This window comes from Serratia sp. Res13-Sevr-LER1-36-b (assembly GCF_015673035.1).
Classification (GTDB): Bacteria; Pseudomonadota; Gammaproteobacteria; order Enterobacterales; family Enterobacteriaceae; genus Chania; species Chania fonticola_C.
The window spans coordinates 75,945-98,006 of record NZ_JADACK010000044.1 but is presented as its reverse complement, the minus strand read 5'-3'; the positions used below and the strand labels follow the sequence as shown (position 1 = coordinate 98,006).

At 56.5% G+C, this 22,062-nt stretch carries 15 protein-coding genes; 12 read left to right on the top strand and 3 right to left on the bottom strand.

Annotated features, from left to right (window positions below; translation table 11 throughout):
- Positions 1-38: 38 nt before the first annotated feature.
- Together IMQ33_RS24285 and mutH are read right to left on the bottom strand one after the other, a co-directional pair.
- Positions 39-257 carry a YgdI/YgdR family lipoprotein gene (locus IMQ33_RS24285; RefSeq protein ID WP_021179865.1) on the bottom strand — a complete coding sequence of 73 codons (219 nt, stop codon included), beginning with the start codon at positions 255-257 and terminating at the stop codon, positions 39-41.
- Positions 258-383: 126 nt separating this feature from the next.
- Positions 384-1,064 carry a DNA mismatch repair endonuclease MutH gene (gene mutH, locus IMQ33_RS24280; RefSeq protein ID WP_186529074.1) on the bottom strand — a complete coding sequence of 227 codons (681 nt, stop codon included), beginning with the start codon at positions 1,062-1,064 and terminating at the stop codon, positions 384-386.
- Positions 1,065-1,760: 696 nt separating this feature from the next.
- Here mutH and rppH point away from each other — a divergent pair.
- The 12 genes from rppH (at position 1,761) to recD (ending at position 20,618) form a co-directional block, all read left to right on the top strand.
- Positions 1,761-2,288 carry an RNA pyrophosphohydrolase gene (gene rppH, locus IMQ33_RS24275; RefSeq protein WP_021179868.1) on the top strand — a complete coding sequence of 176 codons (528 nt, stop codon included), beginning with the start codon at positions 1,761-1,763 and terminating at the stop codon, positions 2,286-2,288.
- Positions 2,289-2,300: 12 nt separating this feature from the next.
- Positions 2,301-4,550: a phosphoenolpyruvate--protein phosphotransferase gene (gene ptsP, locus IMQ33_RS24270; RefSeq protein ID WP_065684145.1), complete on the top strand. Its 2,250-nt coding sequence runs from the start codon at positions 2,301-2,303 to the stop codon at positions 4,548-4,550.
- A gap of 195 nt (positions 4,551-4,745) precedes the next feature.
- On the top strand, positions 4,746-5,618 hold the full coding sequence (lgt, locus tag IMQ33_RS24265; RefSeq protein WP_021179871.1) for a prolipoprotein diacylglyceryl transferase: 873 nt from the start codon (positions 4,746-4,748) through the stop codon (positions 5,616-5,618).
- A gap of 6 nt (positions 5,619-5,624) precedes the next feature.
- The gene (thyA, locus tag IMQ33_RS24260) at positions 5,625-6,419 is read left to right on the top strand and encodes a thymidylate synthase (RefSeq protein WP_024484282.1); all 795 of its coding nucleotides are present in this window, start codon (positions 5,625-5,627) and stop codon (positions 6,417-6,419) included.
- 206 nt (positions 6,420-6,625) lie between these two features.
- Positions 6,626-7,129 carry a prepilin peptidase-dependent protein gene (locus IMQ33_RS24255; RefSeq protein WP_186581093.1) on the top strand — a complete coding sequence of 168 codons (504 nt, stop codon included), beginning with the start codon at positions 6,626-6,628 and terminating at the stop codon, positions 7,127-7,129.
- Complete coding sequence (locus tag IMQ33_RS24250) at positions 7,117-7,689, top strand: prepilin peptidase-dependent protein (RefSeq protein WP_196062812.1); 573 nt, start codon at positions 7,117-7,119, stop codon at positions 7,687-7,689. The genes IMQ33_RS24255 and IMQ33_RS24250 overlap by 13 nt, the downstream gene beginning before the upstream one ends.
- A 2-nt stretch (positions 7,690-7,691) precedes the next feature.
- A complete protein-coding gene (locus tag IMQ33_RS24245) occupies positions 7,692-8,138 on the top strand; it encodes a YgdB family protein (RefSeq protein WP_065684147.1) in 447 nt (148 codons plus the stop codon).
- Positions 8,125-8,481 carry a prepilin-type N-terminal cleavage/methylation domain-containing protein gene (locus IMQ33_RS24240; protein WP_065684186.1) on the top strand — a complete coding sequence of 119 codons (357 nt, stop codon included), beginning with the start codon at positions 8,125-8,127 and terminating at the stop codon, positions 8,479-8,481. Before IMQ33_RS24245 ends, IMQ33_RS24240 begins: the two co-directional genes overlap by 14 nt.
- A gap of 187 nt (positions 8,482-8,668) precedes the next feature.
- Positions 8,669-12,040 (top strand): exodeoxyribonuclease V subunit gamma, encoded by a 3,372-nt coding sequence (recC, locus tag IMQ33_RS24235; RefSeq protein ID WP_196062811.1) that lies wholly within the window; start codon positions 8,669-8,671, stop codon positions 12,038-12,040.
- Positions 12,041-12,331: 291 nt separating this feature from the next.
- Complete coding sequence (gene ptrA / locus IMQ33_RS24230; protein WP_196062810.1) at positions 12,332-15,223, top strand: pitrilysin; 2,892 nt, start codon at positions 12,332-12,334, stop codon at positions 15,221-15,223.
- Entirely contained in the window at positions 15,220-18,771 is a 3,552-nt protein-coding gene (recB, locus tag IMQ33_RS24225; RefSeq protein ID WP_196062809.1) for an exodeoxyribonuclease V subunit beta, read from the top strand. The genes ptrA and recB overlap by 4 nt, the downstream gene beginning before the upstream one ends.
- Positions 18,768-20,618 (top strand): exodeoxyribonuclease V subunit alpha, encoded by a 1,851-nt coding sequence (gene recD / locus IMQ33_RS24220; RefSeq protein WP_065684150.1) that lies wholly within the window; start codon positions 18,768-18,770, stop codon positions 20,616-20,618. Before recB ends, recD begins: the two co-directional genes overlap by 4 nt.
- A 59-nt stretch (positions 20,619-20,677) precedes the next feature.
- Here the strand turns inward: recD and argA are convergent, their stop codons facing one another.
- Positions 20,678-22,003 carry an amino-acid N-acetyltransferase gene (gene argA, locus IMQ33_RS24215; RefSeq protein WP_065684151.1) on the bottom strand — a complete coding sequence of 442 codons (1,326 nt, stop codon included), beginning with the start codon at positions 22,001-22,003 and terminating at the stop codon, positions 20,678-20,680.
- Positions 22,004-22,062: the final 59 nt, after the last annotated feature.

Here is a 22,062-nt window from a genome sequence, read left to right as displayed (position 1 = left end):
ATAATCCGTCAGGGGTCAGGATGATACGGGGGCTGGGATTAACGCTCGATAACCTGCGAGACCTGATCGCCGTTAATCTGGCGCTGGTTGCCTTGCTCGTCCTGATAGCTGATCAGGCCGGTATCTTTATCGATTTTAGGCTTACCCTGCGTGAGGATCATATTGCCGTCTTTGGTGGCCATCACATAGTCGCTGGAACAGCCTGCTAATCCGGCGACCATCATCAGGGCGGAAATAGCCATTACCCACTTTTTCATGCCGAACACCTTATATACATGGAATAATTGTCTTAATAGAGTAGCAAACTCTGCCAAAGATGGCTTTCGGACGTATCCCATCTGTGTAAGGAGAAATGACAGTGAAATCAGAGGGCGGAGGGCTAATCAAAGCGTAAAGTGCCTGGCGAGCAGCGCCCGGGTGAAGTTTTTCTTCAGATAGAAACCGCGCGGCAAGGTAAGGATCGGTTGGCCTTGTTCGCCGGTGGCTTCGGTCAGTGCCTTGTTGTTGGCCGCTTTTGGCCGCAGCTGTAGCACTTCGCCATGGCGGGCGGTGATCCGCTCAACCTGGCCGAGCACGATAAGATCCATCAGCTCTTCCCAATCCCGGCGCAGCATCTCGGTTTCTTCCTGATTGGGCTGCCACAGCAGCGGGGAACCTACGCGGCGTTGTGCCAACGGGATTTGTCGTTCGCCCTCCACCGGGATCCACAGCACCCGTGCCAGCTTGTGGCGTACGTGGCTTCTTTCCCAAGTGACGCCGCTATTGCCTGTCAGTGGGGCTACGCAGACGAAAGTGGTTTCCAGTGGGTTACCGGCGGCGTCGACCGGAATGGTTTTCAACTCGATGCCCAGCTCTGGGAAATCCTGTTCAGGCTTACTGCCCGCCATGGCCCCCAGATATAGCTCCAGCAGCATGCCGACCCAACCTTTATCCCGCTTGAGATCTTTGGGAATACTGACCTGCGCACGGGCGGCCAGTTCGCCAAGGTTAAAGCCAGCCAGCGCCTGGGCACGGGCTAATAATTGCTGCTCGTTTTCTGGCGGCAGCGGGGATAAACACGCCATAAATCAGACCTATGCATTATGGTTAAAAAACGTACCGAATTTACTCACAGCCTTAAAAGGGAAAAGCAGGCTGGGGAAAACAACAATAGTAGCATGATTTTGCATGACTTTTTGGTTACCCAACCGCGGTAGAAAAATTTCATTGCGGGGTTGTGCACCTGTAGCCACCGACAATAAACAGGATCTTACACCTATTTATCCACAGATTTCTGGGATAACCCAACTTTTTGCCGATCACTGGTTTGATTTACAGCCTTGACGCGGGGCATTTTTTACGAATTTGGCGGTTTTATAGGTCACTGGGTATAATAATCTGTGGATAAAATCCGCATTGGTGGATCTTTCGCCAGAGAAAGATCCAAAGCGTGCATAGATCACATTTTTACCCTGTTCATAACTGTGTTTAAGTGTTTATTTCATTGTATTTAAAGGAATAATAAAAAGTTAAAAATACGGCGGATTTTAAGTTCAATCGAGTTTTCCCGGCTTATCCCTAGAGTTCTTCACACACCTATCCACAGAAAAAGTGAATAAAACCGCCCTCGAACCTCGTTACATGTTTATAACTTTGCCATTATCTGTGAGTTATCCCAATGTTATCCGAGCGACGGTGCTGCAAAGCAGTGGTTTACCGCCTGTGGCTTGTGTGAAACAATCAGGTTATCAATACGAATTTATGCTTATCGAGGTAGTCCGGTGATCGATGATGATGGCTACCGCCCGAATGTTGGTATCGTAATCTGTAATCGTCAGGGGCAGGTCCTATGGGCCCGCCGTTACGGTCAGCACTCCTGGCAGTTTCCCCAAGGGGGAATAAACCCTGGCGAAACGCCTGAGCAGGCGATGTACCGTGAGCTGTTCGAAGAAGTGGGGCTGAGTAAAAAGGATGTGCGTATCCTGGCCTCAACCCGCAACTGGTTGCGCTATAAATTGCCAAAACGTTTGGTGCGTTGGGACACAAAGCCGGTTTGTATCGGCCAAAAGCAGAAATGGTTTCTGCTGCAGTTAATGTGCAATGACGCGGATATCAACATGCAGCGCAGCAGTACGCCGGAGTTTGACGGCTGGCGTTGGGTGAGCTTCTGGTATCCGGTGCGCCAGGTGGTGTCGTTTAAACGCGACGTGTACCGCCGGGTTATGAAAGAGTTTGCCGCAACCGTCATGCCAATGCAGGAACTGGCAGCGCAACGGCAGCCTCCTGCTTATCGCCGAAAGAGAGGTTAAGTCAAACCGACTATGCTCACGCGCTTGCGAGAAATTGTTGAGAAAGTGGCCGCGGCGGCCAGTCTGACAGATGCGCTGGATCTTTTGGTCAATGAAACCTGTCTGGCGATGGACACCGAAGTCTGCTCCATCTATCTGGCAGACAACGACCGCCGCTGTTATTACCTGATGGCGACGCGCGGGTTGAAAAAGCCCCGTGGGCGTACTATCGCCCTGGCCTTTGACGAAGGCATCGTCGGCCTTGTTGGGCGGCGGGCAGAGCCGATCAACCTGGCGGATGCCCAAAGCCATCCCAGCTTCAAATATATTCCGCAGGTCAAAGAGGATCGTTTCCGATCCTTCCTTGGCGTGCCGATCATTCATCGCCGCCAGCTGCTTGGCGTGTTGGTGGTGCAGCAACGTGAACTGCGCCAGTTTGACGAAAGCGAAGAATCCTTCATGGTTACCCTGGCCACCCAAATGGCCGGGATCCTCTCGTTATCACAGCTAAACGCCATTTTTGGCCAGTATCGCCAGACCCGCATTCGGGCGCTGGCTGCGGCTCCTGGTGTGGCAGTGGCGGAGGGGTGGTTAGATAGCAGCCAGCCTTCACTCGATCAGGTGTATAAAGCCTCCACGCTGGATACCGTCAGCGAGCGCGAACGCCTGACACAGGCGTTGGAAGAGGCTGGGGCAGAGTTCCGCCGCTTCAGTAAGCGTTTTAGCGCCAGCTCGCAAAAAGAGAGCGCGGCGATCTTCGATCTCTATTCCCACCTGCTCAACGATGCTCGCCTCAAACGTGAACTGTACGCGGAGATTGATGCCGGTTCGGTGGCCGAATGGGCGGTAAAACAGGTGATTGAAGCGTTCGCAGCCCAGTTTGCGACCTTGCAAGATACCTATATGCGCGAGCGTGCCAGCGATCTGCGCGCGCTTGGCCAACGCCTGCTATTCCACCTCGACGATACCACCCAAGGGGCCAGCCAATGGCCAGCCCGTTTTGTGCTGGTCGCCGATGAGCTGACGGCGACCTTGTTGGCCGAAGTGCCACAGGATCGCCTGGCTGGCGTGGTCGTGCGGGACGGTGCTGCCAACTCCCATGCCGCGATCCTGGTGCGGGCCATGGGCGTGCCAACGGTGATGGGGGCTGACATCCAGCCTGCGCTGTTGGCCCAGCGAATGCTGATTGTTGATGGCTATCGCGGCGAGCTGCTGGTCGATCCGGAACCGGTGCTGGTGAAGGAATATCAACGTCTGATCAGCGAAGAGCAGGAGCTCAGCAAGCTGGCAGAAGACGACGTTGAACAGCCCGCAGAGCTGAAAAGCGGTGAGCGGATCCAGGTGATGCTGAACGCTGGTCTTAGCCCGGAACATGAACAACTGCTGGGCGCGCGCGTGGACGGTGTTGGCCTGTACCGCACTGAGATCCCGTTCATGCTGCAAAGCGGCTTCCCGTCGGAAGAGGAGCAGGTGGCGCAATATCAGGGCATGCTGCAACTTTTCTATCCGCATAAGCCGGTAACGCTGCGTACGCTGGATATCGGTGCTGATAAACAACTGCCCTACATGCCGATCAGCGAGGAAAACCCGTGCCTCGGTTGGCGGGGGATCCGCATTACGCTGGATCAGCCAGAAATCTTCCTGATCCAGGTGCGCGCCATGCTGCGTGCCAATGCGGGAACCGGCAATCTGGGGATCCTGTTGCCCATGATCACCAGCCTGGAAGAGATCGACGAGGCCAAACGCCTGATCGATCGCGCCGGGCGAGAAGTGGAAGAGATGCTGGGATACGACATACCCAAACCGCGGATTGGCGTCATGCTGGAAGTGCCGTCGATGATCTTCCTGATCCCTTATCTGGCCGCACGCGTCGATTTTATCTCGGTGGGAACCAACGATTTAACTCAGTACCTGCTGGCGGTGGATCGTAATAACACCCGCGTTGCCTCGCTGTATGACAGCCTGCATCCAGCCATGTTGCAGGTACTGAAATTGATCATCGATCAGGGGACGGCGGCCGGGTTGCAGGTCAGCCTGTGCGGTGAACTGGCGGGAGACCCGATGGGCGCTCTGCTGCTGGTGGGAATGGGTTACCGCAATCTGAGCATGAACGGGCGCAGCGTCGCACGAATCAAATATCTGTTGCGCCATATCGAACTGGAAGATGCGCAAGGGCTGGCCCAGCGGGTATTGAGTGCCCAGATGACCACCGAGGTTCGCCACCAGGTCGCGGCATTTATGGAACGGCGTGGCATGGGTGGGCTGATCCGCGGCGGCCGCTGATTAGGCGTTGCCCAGCCCGTTAAGCGTTGACCGATTTTTTTACAGAACTTTTCCCTGCCGGCAAGCCCGGACGTGGTTAAGCCTATGTTATGATGCGCCATCTCAATGCGGTGCTCCCGTTGCACGGGCTTTGCACCGCGTTTGGCACCTGCCGCCCCCGCTTGGGGATGAATAACAGACATATTGTGGTGATAGATGAGCACTAGCTATCTGGCGTTTCCAAAATTTGATCCGGTGATTTTCTCTATCGGCCCGGTCTCTTTGCACTGGTACGGTTTGATGTACCTGGTTGGCTTTGTTTTTGCCATGTGGTTGGCGGTACGCCGCGCTAACAAGCCCGGCAGCGGTTGGACCAAAGACGAAGTGGAAAACATGCTGTATGCCGGTTTCCTTGGGGTCTTTATCGGTGGCCGTGTCGGTTATGTGCTGTTCTACAACCTGCCGCTGTTCCTGGATAACCCGCTCTACCTGTTCAAAGTATGGGATGGCGGTATGTCATTCCACGGCGGCCTGATTGGCGTGATCGCGGTGATGCTGTGGTTTGCCCGCCGCACCAAGCGCAACTTCTTCCAGGTTTCTGATTTTATTGCCCCACTGATCCCGTTTGGTCTGGGCGCTGGTCGCCTGGGTAACTTTATCAACGGTGAGCTGTGGGGGCGTGTCACCACCAATACACCTTGGGCGATGCTGTTCCCAAGCTCGCGTCCGGAAGACATCGCCATCGCTGCCGCCAATCCTCAACTGCTGCCGCTGCTCAATGAATATGGCGTGTTGCCACGTCATCCGTCGCAGCTGTATGAAATGGTGCTTGAAGGCATCGTGCTGTTTATCATTCTGAACCTGTTCATCCGCAAACCACGTCCGATGGGGGCCGTTTCGGGCCTGTTCCTGATTGGCTATGGCACATTCCGCATTATCGTCGAGGCGTTCCGCCAGCCGGATGCCCAGCTTGGCCTGTTTGACGGGGTGATCAGCATGGGGCAAATCCTGTCCGTGCCGATGGTGCTCGCCGGTATTATTATGATGATCTGGGCGTATCGTCGTCGTCCACAGCAACAACAGTCGTGAGGAAAAATGAAACAGTATCTGGATTTGATGAACAAAGTGCTCGCCGAGGGCACCCCTAAAGCCGACCGTACCGGCACTGGCACGTTGTCGATTTTCGGCCACCAGATGCGTTTCAACCTGCAGGAAGGTTTCCCGTTGGTGACCACCAAGAAATGCCACCTGCGGTCGATCATTCATGAGCTGCTGTGGTTCCTGAACGGCGATACCAACGTGGCGTATCTGCGCGAAAACAACGTCAGTATCTGGGACGAATGGGCCGATGAAAACGGCGATCTTGGCCCGGTCTATGGCAAGCAATGGCGTGCCTGGGGCGCGGCGGATGGTCGCCAGATTGACCAGCTAAGCACCGTGTTGCAACAGCTGAAACAGGATCCGGACTCGCGCCGTATTATTGTTTCTGCCTGGAACGTGGGTGAGCTGGATAAGATGGCTCTGGCACCGTGCCATGCCTTCTTCCAGTTCTATGTGGCGGACGGTAAACTCTCTTGCCAGCTGTATCAGCGCTCGTGCGACGTGTTCCTCGGCCTGCCGTTCAATATTGCCAGCTATGCATTGCTGGTCCATATGATGGCGCAACAGTGCGATCTGGAAGTGGGCGATTTCGTCTGGACAGGTGGCGATACCCATCTGTACAGCAACCACATGGAGCAGACGCAGCTGCAATTAACCCGCGAGCCGCGTGCGTTGCCGAAGCTGGTGATCAAACGCAAGCCAGCCTCGCTGTTTGATTACCGCTTTGAAGATTTTGAGATTGAAGGCTACGATCCGCACCCGCCGATCAAGGCTCCTGTCGCTATCTGATTTGCTGAGGGCCGTATCCGGCCCTCTTTCATCATCCCACTGAAAGTAGGCGCGCCACATGCTGCGTCCGTGCTGCATTGCCAAAAATGCGAAGCCGTACTCAATTTCCCCCAGTTTGTTACCTGCTAACTAAAAATTCTGCGCATCATTTGCCAGCCTGAGAAAAGGTGCCTTTCATCGTGCCTCTGGCCGATTACACTCGCCGTATGAACCGATATAAAAATAGCCCCGAACACCAGCAAGGCCTGACGCTGATCGAACTGATGATCGTGATGGTCCTGGCGGGGATGCTGACCTCTTGGGGGGTTAGCCAGTGGCATCACTATCAACAGGCGCTGCGGCTGGAGCAGACCGCCCAGCAACTGCTGGCATTCTTAACGCGCTTACAGGCCGATGCCAACTGGCATAACCGCAACGCTTTATTGTGGTTTCGGCCAGGCAAAATCTGGTGCATAGGCAGCGGCCCGCGGGTGGCATCTTGTACTGCACTGGCGGGCCGGGCATTTACCCCAGAACATCTGGATGTGGAGTTACAAGGTTATACCCAAAAGGAAATGGGATTTTATGGCGTGCGCAACAGTGCGCAGGCCGGGCATATCCTGCTAGGCAATCAGGCTGGCCGCATACGTCTGGTGCTCTCCGCCAAAGGGCGTTTGCGGCTGTGCAGCGAAGAAACCGCCATTCGGAGCCTGCCCTTATGCGAACCCTAGAACCAGGCTTTACCCTGCCTGAGGTGCTGCTGGCGATGACTTTCGGCAGCCTGATTGCATTGGCAGCGGCGAAAACCTTACCGATGCTGCGTCAGCAGACGGTTGATATGGGCCGTCATTATCGGTTGGATCTGGTATTACGCCAGCTGGCTTTCGGGATTGAAAAGGATCTGCGCCGTAGCGGGTTTTGTGCCGGTCAGTGTAATGGGCGTTCGCTGCTGATTAGCCATGCGGAGGGTGAAGCGCCGGGCAGCTGTGTGATCGTGGCCTACGATCTTAACCGCAATGGCAACTGGGACCGCGGTGGCGATGCCGAGTATTTTGGTTACCGCCTGCGGGCCGGTGGGTTGGAGGGGCAAAGCGGCGTGACCCAGTGCCAAGGCAGTGGCTGGGAACGCTTGCTCGATCAGGAAGAGGTCCGGATTGCGTCTTTTTCTGTCAGCCAGATTGCAGGGCGCGATGGCAAATCCTTGATGTTGTTTGCCCTAAGTGGCCGCTCAACGGTGCGGGCAAATATAGAGCGCCGCCTGGAGTGGGCGGTTAGCATGGAGGCACGCTAGGGATGGATAGGCAGCAGGGGGGCAGCACATTGGCTGCGGTGATGTTGTTGCTGGTAATGGGGCTGATGCTGCTTACCGCCCAGCAGCGGCAATTGGACAGTGCGCTGCTGCTGGCTGTCGATCAGCAGCGCTATCTGCGGGCCTACAACCAGGCGGCTTCGGCCCTAAGTTGGGGGCTGGCGCAGCCGTGGCCACGGGAGTCTCTACAGGCGAGCCATTGGTCCTGCCAGCAGATAAGCGGCGAGGCTTTGCAAGCCTGCGCTCGGCTCTCGGCCCGTACCGGTTTGGTGATGGTTCGTGGGGCTGGGGATATCGCGGGATCTGAGCCCTTGTGGCTATACCAACTGGCTACACAACAAGGCGGGGCTGGCGGCCACCTGCTGAAAGCGCAAAAAGGCGGCTGGCTGGATTTTTGCCCGGAAAAGCGGGAAAGCGATTGTGCTGAATAAACGAGCTGGCTGGCGAACTCAACGGGGTTTCAGCCTGCCTGAAGTGTTGATCGCGGCATTGTTGTTCGCCGTCTCGCTGCTAGGGCTGTTACAATATCAGCAGGTGCTGTTGCAGGCTTTTCAACGGCAGTGGCAATATCGACAGGCCTGGTCACTGGCGCACCAACAGCTGGAAATATTCAGTGCTGGAGCTGAAATAACCCATGCCATATCGCTACCGCCTAATTGGCACTACCAAGTCGAAACCCACCAGGCGCAAGGCTCATGCTTGAGGCGTACGGTGAAGATACAAACGCCGCTGCACCAACAGATTGAACTCAGCCGCTGGTATTGCGGGCAGTAGCGCGGGCGTTACATGTAGTGCCCCTACGTAGTGGGCCGGTGAGGTTCGTCAGTCGTCTTGATCGATATCCCTCTCTATATTGGTCGAGGTGTTCTCGATCGGTTCCCTCTCCCTTTGGGAGAGGGGTAGGGTGAGGGGACGTTGAGTTAGTAGTTGGTAATGCCCTTTTTCGCTTCCAAGGAGCCTCATGTTTACGGTTTATCATTCCAATCAGTTGGACTTGCTGAAAACGCTGACCAGCGCGCTGATAGCCAGAGAACCTTTGGCCGATCCGTTTCAACAGGAAGTGGTGCTGGTGCAAAGCCCCGGTATGGCGCAGTGGTTGCAGATGCAGCTGGCCGAGCAGTTTGGCATTGCCGCGAATATCGTTTTCCCGCTCCCGGCGACCTTTATCTGGGACATGTTTACCAAGGTATTGCCCGGCATTCCCAAAGAGAGCGCCTTTAGCAAAGATGCCATGACCTGGAAGCTGATGTGGCTGCTGCCAGGCATGCTGACCCGGCCCGAGTTTGCTCCCCTACAGCATTACCTGACCGATGACGCCGACAAGCGCAAGATCCACCAGCTCGCCGGGCGCGTTGCCGATCTGTTTGACCAATATCTGGTTTATCGCCCGCAGTGGCTGGAGAGTTGGCAGCGTGGGGAGGCGGTAGAAGGGCTGGCAGAGGCGCAAAGCTGGCAAGCCCCCCTGTGGCATCGGTTGGTGGAATATACCCACGAGCTGGGCCAGCCCGAATGGCACCGCGCCAACTTGTATCGCCGGTTTATCAGCGCGCTGGAGAATGCCACTCAATGCCCTACAGGATTGCCGCCACGGGTGTTTATCTGCGGGATTTCTGCCTTGCCGCCAATTTACCTGGAAGCGCTGCAGGCTTTGGGTAAACATATTGATATCCATCTGATGTTTACCAACCCCTGTCGCTATTATTGGGGCGACATTCAGGACTACGCCTTCCTGGCCCGTTTGCAGAGCCGCAAACGCCGCCACTATCACCAGGCACGCGAGCAAGGCTTGTTCCGTCAGCCAGAACAGGCAGCCCAACTATTTGATGCCGAGGGCGAACAACAGCTGAGTAACCCGCTGTTGGCTTCCTGGGGGAAGCTGGGGCGAGATCATCTGTATTTACTGTCGCAGATGGAGGCGGTGCAGGAGGTGGATGCCTTTGTCGAGATCCCGGCAGATAGTTTGCTGCACGCCATTCAGCACGACATGCTGGAGCTGGAAGATCACGCACTGATCGGCACCACGCCAGAAACCCTGGAGCGCAGTGACAATAAGCGCCAGCTCGATCCGCAGGATCGCTCCATCAGTCTGCATGCCTGCCATAGCCCGCAGCGCGAAGTCGAGGTGCTGCACGATCGGTTGCTGGCCATGCTGGCAGAAGATCCCCAACTTACCGCGCGCGACATCATCGTGATGGTGGCGGATATCGACAGCTACACCCCGTATATTCAGGCGGTGTTTGGCAATGCCCCCGCCGGGCGCTACCTGCCGTTTGCCATTTCCGATCGCAAGGCCAGGCAGGCGCATCCCGCGCTACAAGCCTTTATTTCCTTGCTGGATCTGCCGCAAAGCCGTTTTACCTCAGAGCAGGTATTGGCGCTGTTGGACGTGCCCGCGTTAGCGGCGCGTTTCTCGATTCAGGAAGAGGGGTTAAGCCTGTTACGCCACTGGACTGGCGAATCAGGGGTACGTTGGGGATTGGATGATGACAACGTGCGTGAGCTGGATCTACCCGCAACCGGGCAGCATACCTGGCGGTTTGGCCTGACGCGGATGCTGCTGGGCTACGCCATGGACAGTAACGCCGGAGATTGGCAGGGCGTATTACCTTATGATGAGTCGAGTGGATTAGTGGCCGAACTGGCCGGGCAATTGGCCGATCTGCTGGCACAACTCAGCCGTTGGCGGCAAATCCTCAGCGAAGAGCGGCCGTTAGCCGAATGGCTGCCGCTGTGCCGCCAACTGCTCAATAGCTTCTTTGAGACGGACAGCGAAACGGAAGAGGCGTTGGCGCTGATCGAAGAGCAGTGGCAGAAAGTAGCCAGCTTTGGCCTGGCAGCACGCTATCCCGATGCCGTGCCGTTGACGCTGCTGCGCGATGAACTGGCCGCACGGCTCGATCAACAACGCATCAGCCAGCGTTTCCTGGCCGGCCAGATCAACTTTTGTACTCTGATGCCCATGCGTTCCATTCCGTTCAAGGTGGTCTGCCTGCTGGGCATGAACGACGGTGTCTACCCTCGCACCTTGCCGCCGCTGGGGTTTGACCTGATGGCGCAGCAGATTAAGCGGGGCGATCGCAGCCGCCGTGACGATGACCGCTACCTGTTCCTGGAGGCAATCCTCTCTGCCCAGCACCAGTTGTACATCAGCTTTATCGGCCGTTCCATTCAGGACAACAGTGAGCGTTATCCTTCGGTATTGGTCACTGAACTACTGGAATATCTGCAGCAAAGCTACTGTTTGCCCGGCGATGAAGCGTTGGATGCGGACGGCAGCGCACGCAGGGTCGGTGAGCACTTGCTTAAACGCCATGCCCGCATGCCGTTTGCTGCGGAAAACTTCCTGCCGGGGAGTGAAGATCAAAGCTATGCGGCAGAATGGTTGGCCGCTGCTGATGGTCGTGGCGCTGCACATCCGGAATTTAATCAACCGCTGCTGGTGGAAGAGAAAACCCAGGTTTCTCTTGATGAACTGCTCCGTTTTTACCGCCATCCGATCCGTGCTTTCTTCCAGCTACGTCTGGGCGTTAACTTCATTCTGGAAGAGACCGATCTGCCGGAAGACGAGCCTTTTACGCTGGATAACCTCAGCCGCTATCAGTTCAACAGCCAATTGCTGAACACGCTGATCGAGGGGGAGGACGCAGGCAAGTTATACCAACGGGTGCGGGCATCGGGGGGATTACCTTACGGAGCTTTCGGTGAGATTTACTGGCAAAAGCAGCAGGAAGAAATGGCGGAGCTGGCTGAACGGGTGCGTGAACAGCGCCAGGAGAATGGCAGCCTGGAGCTGGATATCGAGGTGGCGGGCATGCGTATCACCGGTTGGCTGCATCAGGTACAGCAGGATGGCTTGCTACGCTGGCGGCCAGCAACGCTTTCGGCCGTAGACGGTATCTTACTTTGGCTGGAGCACCTGGTGTATTGCTGCGTTGGTGGTAGCGGCGAAAGCCGCATGTTTGGCAGCAAGAATTCCGCCTGGCGCTTCGCTGCGCTTACGAGCGAGGAGGCCCATGAGCAGTTGGCGGAGCTAGTGGCGGGCTACCGCCGTGGCCTGTCGCAGCCGCTGATGCTGCTCAATAAAAGCGGTTGGGCCTGGTTGAGCCAATGTTATCAGGCGCAAACGCAGCAGATAGACTGGGATGAAGAAGTCCAGATCAAGGCGCGTGCCAAGCTGCTGCAAGCCTGGCAGGGCGATCAGCGGATCCCGGGCGAGGGGGCAGATCCCTATACCCAGCGCGTTTTCCGCCAAATGGATAATGTTCGCCTTGAACAAATCCTGCAAGAAACAGAGCGTTACCTGTTGCCCGTGGCCCGCAATAACCTGGGGTAATACCCCCTCGGTGACACAGGTCGCAGTGAGATGATAAAAATTTTACGCTTTTATACTCAACCATTGAGGTTAAGTCTGGTCTTACATAACGTATAGGCATATACGTTGTAGAGTGGCGTACGTAACGCCCCCAACGATGTGGGCTATAGTGAGTTGAGTGTTTAAAACCGTAATGCTTTGAGTTAGAAATTGAATTTCATTGGGCATCGCTTCCGGTTGTGTCATTTTGCACCATGCTGTCACCGTCAGGGAGTTGGCGTGACAGCCAGAGAACAGGGGTTTATTTTGGATATGCGCAGACTGTTGACCCGCATTACCGGGTTGATGTTATTGGTTATGTTTTGGGCGCCGTTAAGTTGGGCCGCACAAGGCTGGCAACCGCTGGCGGAAAAGATCAACAAAAGCGATCACGATCCGCGTGAATATCAGGCTATCAAGCTGGATAACGGCATGACCGTACTGCTGGTGTCTGACGCGCTGGCACCAAAGTCACTGGCTGCCCTGGCGCTGCCGGTAGGCTCGCTGGAAGATCCCAACAGCCAACTTGGCCTGGCTCACTACCTGGAACATATGGTACTGATGGGCTCCAAGCGCTATCCAGAACCCGAGAACCTCTCCGAGTTTTTGAAAAAGCACGGTGGTAGCCACAATGCCAGCACCGCGTCTTATCGCACCGCATACTATCTGGAAGTGGAAAACGACGCTTTAGAGCCCGCAGTCGACCGCATGGCCGATGCCATTGCCGAACCTATTCTCGATCCCGGCAACGCGGACCGTGAACGCAACGCGGTGAATGCCGAGTTAACGATGGCGCGCTCCCGTGACGGTATGCGCATGGCGCAGGTTGGGGCAGAAACCCTCAATCCGGCTCACCCTAGTGCACGTTTTTCTGGCGGCAACCTCGAGACTTTGCAGGATAAGCCAGGCAGCAAGCTGCACGAAGAACTCGTTGGTTTTTATCAGCGTTACTATTCTGCCAACCTGATGAAGGGTGTGCTGTATAGCAACCAATCCCTGCCTGAACTGAGAGCGCTGGCGGTTAAAACCTTCGGCCGCATTCCTAATCATGATGCGAAAGTGCCACCGATCACCGTTCCGGCGGTTACCTCGGAGCAGCAGGGCATCATTATTCATTATGTACCGGCGCAGCCGCGCAAGCAGCTGAAGGTCGAATTCCGTATCGATAACAACAGCGCCGAGTTCCGCAGCAAAACCGATACCTATATCAGCTACCTGATTGGCAACCGCAGCACCAATACGCTTTCCGATTGGCTGCAGAAGCAGGGGCTGGCAGATGCCATCAATGCGGGTGCCGACCCGATGGTCGATCGCAACGGCGGCGTATTCTCAATCAGCGTTTCCTTGACCGACAAGGGGCTGGCGGAGCGTGACCAGGTGGTGGCAGCGATCTTCAGCTATCTGAAAATGCTGCAGGGCGAAGGGATCAAACAAAGTTATTTTGACGAGATCGCCCATGTGCTGAATCTGGATTTCCGCTACCCGTCGATTACCCGCGACATGAATTACATCGAATGGCTGGTGGACACCATGCTGCGCGTACCGGTAGAGAATACGCTGGATGCGCCGTACCTGGCCGATCGCTACGATCCTAAAGCCATCGCTGAACGCCTGGGTCAGATGACGCCACAAAATGCGCGTATCTGGTTTGTCAGCCCGAATGAGCCGCACAACAAAACGGCTTACTTTGTTGATGCACCTTATCAGGTTGAGAAAATCAGCGCGGGACGCTTCGCGAAATGGCAGCAGTTGGGTAAAGATATCGCGCTTTCTTTACCGGGGCTGAACCCTTATATTCCGGATGAGTTTACCCTGAACAAGCCCTCACATGAGTTTACCAAACCGGAAATGGTGGTGAACCAGCCAGGGTTGCGGGTGCTGTATATGCCAAGCCGCTATTTTGCCGATGAACCCAAGGCCGATGTGACGGTAGCTTTGCGTAACGCCAAAACCATGGATTCGGCGCGTAATCAGGTGCTGTTCTCGTTGATGGATTATCTGGCGGGGATCTCGCTCGATGAGTTGAGCTATCAGGCTTCGGTGGGCGGGATTAGCTTCTCTACCGCGCCCAATAATGGCCTGATGTTTAGCGCCAATGGTTTTACCCAGCGTTTGCCACAGCTGTTGACCTCATTGATTGAAGGCTACTCCAGCTTTACCCCAACGCAAGAGCAGTTGGAACAGGCGAAATCCTGGTATCTGGAACAGTTGGATTCCGCCGAGAAGGGCAAAGCCTTTGAGCTGGCGATCCAGCCGGTACAGATGCTGTCCCGCGTGCCTTACTCCGAGCGCAGTGAACGCCGCGAAGTGCTGAAAACCATAACGTTGCAAGACGTGCTGGCTTACCGCGACAGCCTGATGGCCGGGGCCACGCCGGAGTTGCTGGTAGTGGGCAATATGAGCAAGCAACAGGTGGACACGCTGGCCTCTTCACTGAAGAAGAGCCTGGGTTGTACCGGTGTGGAATGGTGGCACGGCGAAAACGTCGTGATTGATAAAAACCAGTTTGCCAATCTGCAGCGTCCTGGCAGCAGCACCGATTCGGCGCTGGCGGCGGTGTATGTCCCAACGGGGTATGACGAAGTGACCAGCATGGCGTATAGCTCATTGCTGGGGCAGATCATCCAACCTTGGTTCTACAGCCAATTGCGTACCCAAGAGCAGCTCGGCTATGCGGTGTTCTCCTTTGCGATGCCGGTTGGCCGCCAGTGGGGCATAGGTTTCCTGCTGCAAAGCAACAGTAAGCAGCCAGCCTATCTCTACCAGCGCTATCAAGATTTCTATCCGAAGACGGAAAAGCGCCTGCGTGAATTGAGCGATGCCGATTTTACCCAATACAAACAGGCCATGATCAATGAGCTGCAACAGCGTCCACAGACCTTAGGTGAAGAAGCGGGCCGTTTCAGTAGCGATTTCGATCGCGGTAATTTCGCCTTCGATACCCGTGAAAAGCTGATCGCCCAGGTGCAGACTCTAACGCCTGCCAAACTGGCGGATTACTTCCATCAGGCGGTGATTAAGCCACAGGGTCTGGCACTGTTGTCTCAGGTGAGTGGCAGCAGCCAGCAGAAAGCCGACTTTGCTGCGCCGGGTGAAGGTTGGGTGACCTATCCTAACGCCTCGTCCCTGCAAAAAACGCTGCCTCGTAAAGTGGCGACGCCATGACGAAAGGCGTTCCTCAGCGGCTTGATCCACTGACGTTGCCGCTGTTTGGTGAACGGCTGATCGAAGCCTCGGCAGGGACAGGGAAGACCTTCACTATCGGTGCTTTGTATCTGCGCTTGCTGCTTGGCTTAGGCCAGGCAGCGGCGTTTCCACGGCCGCTCACGGTAGAAGAGATCCTGGTAGTTACCTTTACCGAAGCGGCGACGGAGGAACTCCGGGGCCGCATTCGCAGCAATATCCACGCATTACGCATTGCCTGCGTACGTGGGCATAGCTCAGACCCGCTGTTTGCCGCGCTGATGGCGGAGATTGGCGATCTGCCAGAGGCCGCAGCGCAATTGCTGGCTGCCGAGCGCCAGATGGACGAAGCGGCGATCTACACTATCCACGGTTTTTGTCAGCGAATGCTCACTCACAATGCATTCGAGTCGGGCATTCTGTTTGAACAAACGCTGGTGCAGGACGAACTACCGTTGCGCCGTCAGGCCTGCGCCGATTTTTGGCGGCGTCACTGCTACCCATTGCCACTGGGCGTTGCCCGGGCGGTTAGTCAGGAGTGGAGCGGCCCAGAGGCCTTGTTGAGCGATCTCTCGGGCTACCTGCATGGCGAAGCTCCCACTCTGCGTCAGCCCCCTAAAGATGAAGAAACGGTGCTGATGCGCCATGAACAGATAGTTGCGCGGATCGATGCCCTCAAGGCGCAATGGCAGGCATCGGCGGCGGATTTGGAAGCGCTTATCAGTCAGTCTGGCGTCGACAAACGCAGCTACAGCAGCAAACATTTACCCAACTGGCTGAATAAGGTCGGGGAATGGGCGGGCCAGGAAACCGAAGATTACCAGTTACCTAAAGAGCTGGAGAAGTTCCGCCAATCGGTGCTGCTGGAGAAAACCAAAAAAGGTGAAGCCCCGAGGCATCCGCTGTTTGTGGCGGTTGATGAGCTATTTGCCGAACCCTTGACCCTGCGTGACCTGATCATGGCACGGGCGCTGAGTGAAATACGCCTTTCTATTCAACAGGAAAAACGTCAGCGTGCCGAACTGGGTTTTGACGATCTGCTCAGCAGGCTGGATGCGGCACTGCAAAGCGCCGGTGGTGAACAATTGGCATTGGCGATCCGTCAGCGTTATCCGGTGGCGATGATCGATGAGTTTCAGGATACTGACCCACAGCAGTACCGGATCTTCCAGAAACTGTATGTTGGCCGGGAAGAGTGTGGTCTGCTGCTGATTGGGGATCCAAAACAAGCGATTTACGCCTTCCGTGGGGCAGACATTTTTACCTATATGAAGGCTCGCTCAGAGGTAAGTGCCCACTACACCTTAGAGACAAACTGGCGCTCATCACCGGCTATGGTTGGCAGCGTTAACCGCCTGTTTGCTCAGGTGGAAAAGCCGTTCCTGTTTGGCCAAATCCCGTTTATCGAGGTAGCAGCCGCAGCGAAGAATCAGGAACTGGTCTTCGAGTGGCAGAATAAACCGCAACCGGCCATGCAATTTTGGTTGCAACCCGGGGATGGGGCCGGAGTAAGTGATTACCAACAATTAATGGCGCGCTTGTGCGCAGCCCAGATCCGCGACTGGCTGAGTGCCGGGCAGGCCGGAGAAGCCTGGCTGGTCAAAGGGGGTCAACGTCGCCACGTTCAGGCATCGGATATTACCATTCTGGTGCGTAGCCGCGCCGAAGCGGCGTTGGTACGTGATGCACTCAGCGCGCTGGCCATCCCTTCGGTTTACCTTTCCAACCGTGACAGCGTGTTTGATACGCCGGAAGCCAAAGATTTACTCTGGCTGCTACAGGCGGTGCTGGCTCCCGAACAGGAGCGAACCCTGCGCTGCGCGTTGGCCACCGGGCTATTGGGGTTGGATGCCTTGACGCTGGATGGGCTAAACCATAACGAGTCCGCTTGGGATGATTTGGTCAACGAGTTTGATGAATACCGTAGCCACTGGCTGCGCCGTGGCGTATTACCGATGCTGCGTGAGGTGATGGCCAAGCGGCATCTGGCTGAAAACCTGCTGGCCAGCCCAGGGGGCGAGCGCCGTTTGACCGATGTCATGCACCTGGGGGAGCTGTTGCAGGAAGCCACGGCGCAGTTGGATGGTGAACATGCGCTGGTACGTTGGTTGGCGCAGCAGATCGCTCAGCCGAATCGCCAGTCGGATAATCAGCAACTGCGGCTGGAAAGTGACCGTCATCTGGTGCAGGTAATCACCATCCACAAGTCGAAAGGGTTAGAGTTCGATCTGGTGTGGCTGCCTTTTGTGGGGAATTTCCGCCAGCAGCAGCAGGTGCTGTATCACGATCGCCAGACCTTTAAAGCCCTGCTGGATCTTAATGCCAACGAAGAAAGCGTGGCCTGGGCGGAAGAGGAACGGTTGGCAGAGGATTTGCGCCTGCTGTATGTGGCGCTGACCCGTTCGGTATATCACTGCAGTATCGGTATTGCGCCGTTGTTTCTCGGTACGCGCAAGAAGCAGGGCGATACGGATTTGCACCGCAGTGCCCTGGGATATCTGGTGCAGGCCGGGCAGGCGGGCGATGCTGCCTATCTGCAAACCTGCCTGCAGCAGTTGGCAACCCAAGGCATTGCGCTGTCGCTGGTGGATGCGCCAGGTGAACAGAGCTGGCAGCCGCAGACGGCAACCGCCGCAGAACTGACGGCCAGGCAGTTCCCACGCAGGATGCAGGATTTCTGGCGGGTAACCAGCTATACCGGCTTGCAACAGCATGGCTCAAGCCGGATGCAGGAGCTGTTGCCGCGCCTGGACGTTGATGCCGTTGGTGAGGGCGATACGGTTACACCCCCCGCATTTACTCCCCATACTTTCCCGCGCGGTGCGGCCCCTGGCACTTTCCTCCACAGCCTGTTTGAGGCGCTGGATTTTACCCAACCGCTAGATGAGCAGTGGCTGCTGGAGCAGTTGCAACACCAAGGGCTGGAGGAGCATTGGTTGCCGGTATTATCCGGCTGGATGCACGTGCTGCTGAATGCGCCGCTTAATAGCAGCGGCGTCGCGCTATCCGCCTTACCGTCAGGAGCCAGGCAGGCAGAATTACAGTTCTATCTGCCGATCGGTGGCCTGCTGCAAGCGCAGCAACTGGATGAGTTGGTAAAACGCTACGATCCCCTTTCTGCTGGCTGCCCGGCGCTGGATTTCCAACAGGTTCAGGGCATGCTGAAAGGCTTTATCGATCTGGTATTCTGCTGGCAGGGTAAATACTACCTGCTGGATTACAAATCCAACTGGCTGGGCGAAGACAGCAGCGCCTATACCCAAGAGGCGATGGCGCGGGCGATGGCGGAACACCGCTACGATCTGCAATACCAACTCTATACCTTGGCGCTGCACCGCTATCTGGGGCATCGCCTGGCGGATTATGATTACCAGCGCCATTTTGGCGGGGTGATTTATCTGTTTTTACGCGGGGTAGATGCCGAGCATGAGGGCAACGGTATTTTTGCCTGTCGTCCGGAGTATGCTCTGGTTGAAGGAATGGATCGCCTGTTTAGCGGTGAAACGGCCAACGTTGAGGATGGGCAATGATTGAGATTTTGCATCAGGCGTTGGCTCTGGGCGCCTTGCGACCGCTGGACGTGCAATTTGCCCAGGTGGTCGCCAACGATGATGAACCGGATATCCTGCTGGCCGCCGCCTGCCTGAGCTCGGAGGCCGGTGCGGGCCACGTTTGTCTGTTGCTCGAACAGCTATTGCCGGAAAATCTGTTTGATGGCCGCCAGCCTGAGTTGGCCCTGGCTGCCTGGCAGGCCTGCGGGCAACCGGACGTGGCTAGTTGGCAACAGCGTCTGGCGAGATCGCCTGCGGTTAGCGATGGCAGTACGGCAACGCCGATGGTCCTGCAACAGCAGCGGCTGTATCTGCAACGCATGTGGCAGAGCGAAGGTGATGTCGCCACTTTCATCAGTAGCGACAGCGTGCCACAGGAACTTGAAGAGGCGCAGCTTCGCACCATTCTCGATCGGTTATTTGGCGCGGCTACGGACGAACCCGACTGGCAAAAAATTGCCGCAGCGGTAGCCGCCACGCGCCGCATCGCGATTATTTCCGGCGGCCCCGGCACCGGCAAAACGACCACCGTTGCCAAGCTGTTGGCGGCACTGGTGCAGTTGGCGGACGGGGAGCGTCTGCGCATTCAACTTGCTGCGCCTACCGGTAAAGCAGCAGCTCGTCTAACCGAGTCCTTGGGAAGCGCTAGCCGTCAGTTGGATTTAACCCTGGAGCAACGAGCCTTATTCCCTACGGAAGCGGCAACGTTACACCGCTTGCTGGGGGCCCAGCCAAACAGCCAGCGCATGCGCTATCACCGGGGGAACCCGTTGCACCTGGATGTGCTGGTGGTGGACGAGGCTTCGATGGTGGATTTGCCCATGATGGCAAGGTTGATTGCCGCCTTGCCCCCCAAGGCGCGAGTCATCTTCCTTGGCGATCGCGATCAACTGGCCTCGGTGGAGGCTGGAGCCGTGCTGGGGGATATCTGCCGGTTTGCCGAGCAGGGATATAGCGAGGCCCGTGCGGCACAGTTGGCGCGTCTGACCGGTTGCCCCGTGCAAGGGCAGCCAGCGGAGGCCGAGGCAGCGGTGCGCGATAGCCTGTGCCTACTGCGCAAGAGTTACCGGTTTGATGCCAAATCCGGCATTGGCCAGTTGGCTTTGGCGGTGAATGCTGGCGATAGCAAGCGCGCCCTGGCAGCGTTGAACGGCAGCTATGCTGACGTGGCGGGTTACCCGCTGGCAGAAACCGAAGATTATCAACGGCTGCTGGATAGCTGCGTTGCCGGTTATCGCGACTATCTGCGGCTGGTGGCAGAAGGGGCTGGGGCCGTGACGATCCTGGATGCTTTTGGCCGCTTCCAGTTGCTTTGCGCACTGCGCGAAGGGCCATTTGGCGTTGCCGGGCTGAATGAGCGTATCGAAAGCGGGCTGCAGCGTGCCGGTTTGATCCGGCGTAATCCTGGCCCCGCCGGGCGCTGGTATTTGGGGCGGCCGGTGATGATTGGCCGTAATGATAGCGCGCTGGGGCTGTTTAACGGCGATATTGGCATTGCCTTACCCGGTGAGGGCGGCGATCTGCGCGTGCATTTCCAATTACCGGACGGCAGCATCAAATCGGTACAGCCTAGCCGCTTACCGGCGCATGAAACCGCCTATGCGATGACGGTGCATAAATCACAGGGTTCGGAGTTCGACCATACGGCACTAGTGCTGCCGAATCATTTTCTGCCGGTGCTGACCCGCGAGCTGGTTTATACCGCCATTACACGCGCACGCCAGCGGCTTTCGCTGTATGCGGTAGACAAGGTGTTGGTAAGCGCTATCCGCACCCCCACGCAGCGCCGCAGCGGGTTGGCCGAACGCTTGCAGATCGGGAAGTAACAACGAGGGGGCGCAGCACGCTGCGCCCGTCTGATATTCAATGGGTTAGCCAGGGTAAGTCAAAGATCGGCCAACAGGATCTTCGAGCGGCGCTGGTAGTTATATAAAGCCTGTTTCTGCATCGGCAGCACGTCGACTTCCGCCGGAGTGAAGCCGCGTTCCTGGAACCAGTGGATGCTGCGCGTGGTCAACACAAACAGCTTCTGTAGCCCCATCTGGCGAGCCTGGCTTTCTACCCGCTGCAGCAGCATCTCGCCCCGCGACGAGCTGCGGTAATCCGGATGCACCGCCACGCAGGCCATCTCACCAATCTTCTCTTCCGGGAACGGATAGAGCGCGGCGCAGGCGATGGTCAGGTTATCGCGTTCGATAATCGTGAACTTGTCGATCTCCATTTCCAACTGCTCGCGCGAACGGCGGACTAAAATCCCTTGCTGCTCCAACGGGCGGATCAGCTCAAGTATCCCACCGATATCATTGATGGTCGCCCGGCGTACCTGTTCGGCGCTCTCCATGACGATTTGGGTACCGATACCGTCGCGTGAAAATAGCTCCTGTACCAGTGCACCATCCTCCTGATAGCTGATCAGGTGGCTGCGGCGTACCCCGCTGCGGCAGGCCTTTACCGCGCCGCGCAGGAAGCGCACGGTGCCGGAATGGTAGTCACCAGCCTCTTCCAACTGCTCGATACGTTTTTGTGCATCGTTGGGGAACAGTTCGGAAAGGATATTGCCTTCCGCATCGGTCACCCCTTGTGATGAACAGAAACCGATCATTTTCTCGGCCTTCAGTTTGATTGCCAACTGGGTGGCGACTTCTTCCGAGGTCAGGTTAAAGCTTTCGCCGGTCACCGATACCGCCACTGGGCCAATCAGCACGATGGCCTTACTGTCTAGTTGGCGATGAATGGCTTCTTCATCAATACGGCGGATACGGCCGCTGTGGCAATAATCGACGCCGTCATCCACGCCAAGCGGTTGGGCGATAATAAAGTTGCCACTCACTACGTTGATGTGCGCCCCTTGCAATGGGGTGTTATTCAGGCTCATGGAAAGCCGTGCGGTAATATCCAGCTGTAACAAGCCGGCGGCCTGTTTGACCAACTCTAGCGTATGGGCGTCGGTCACCCGGGTATGCTTATGATAAATCGGCTCGTAGTTATGCTGCGCCAGATTGCTGTCAATCTGTGGCCGCGCACCGTAGACCACCACCAAACGAATGCCCAGGCTATGTAACAGCCCGATATCGTTGACGATACTGGAAAAGTTTTCATGTTCAATAGCTTCGCCACCCAGCATGACGACAAAGGTCTTGCCACGGTGAGTATTGATATAGGGAACTGAGTGACGGAATCCTTGCACCAGCTCTGTACTACGTTCCTTCACGGCAAGACCTCATTTGCATATTTATACGGTATTTTTGTATTTTTATTCTTTTATTGCGC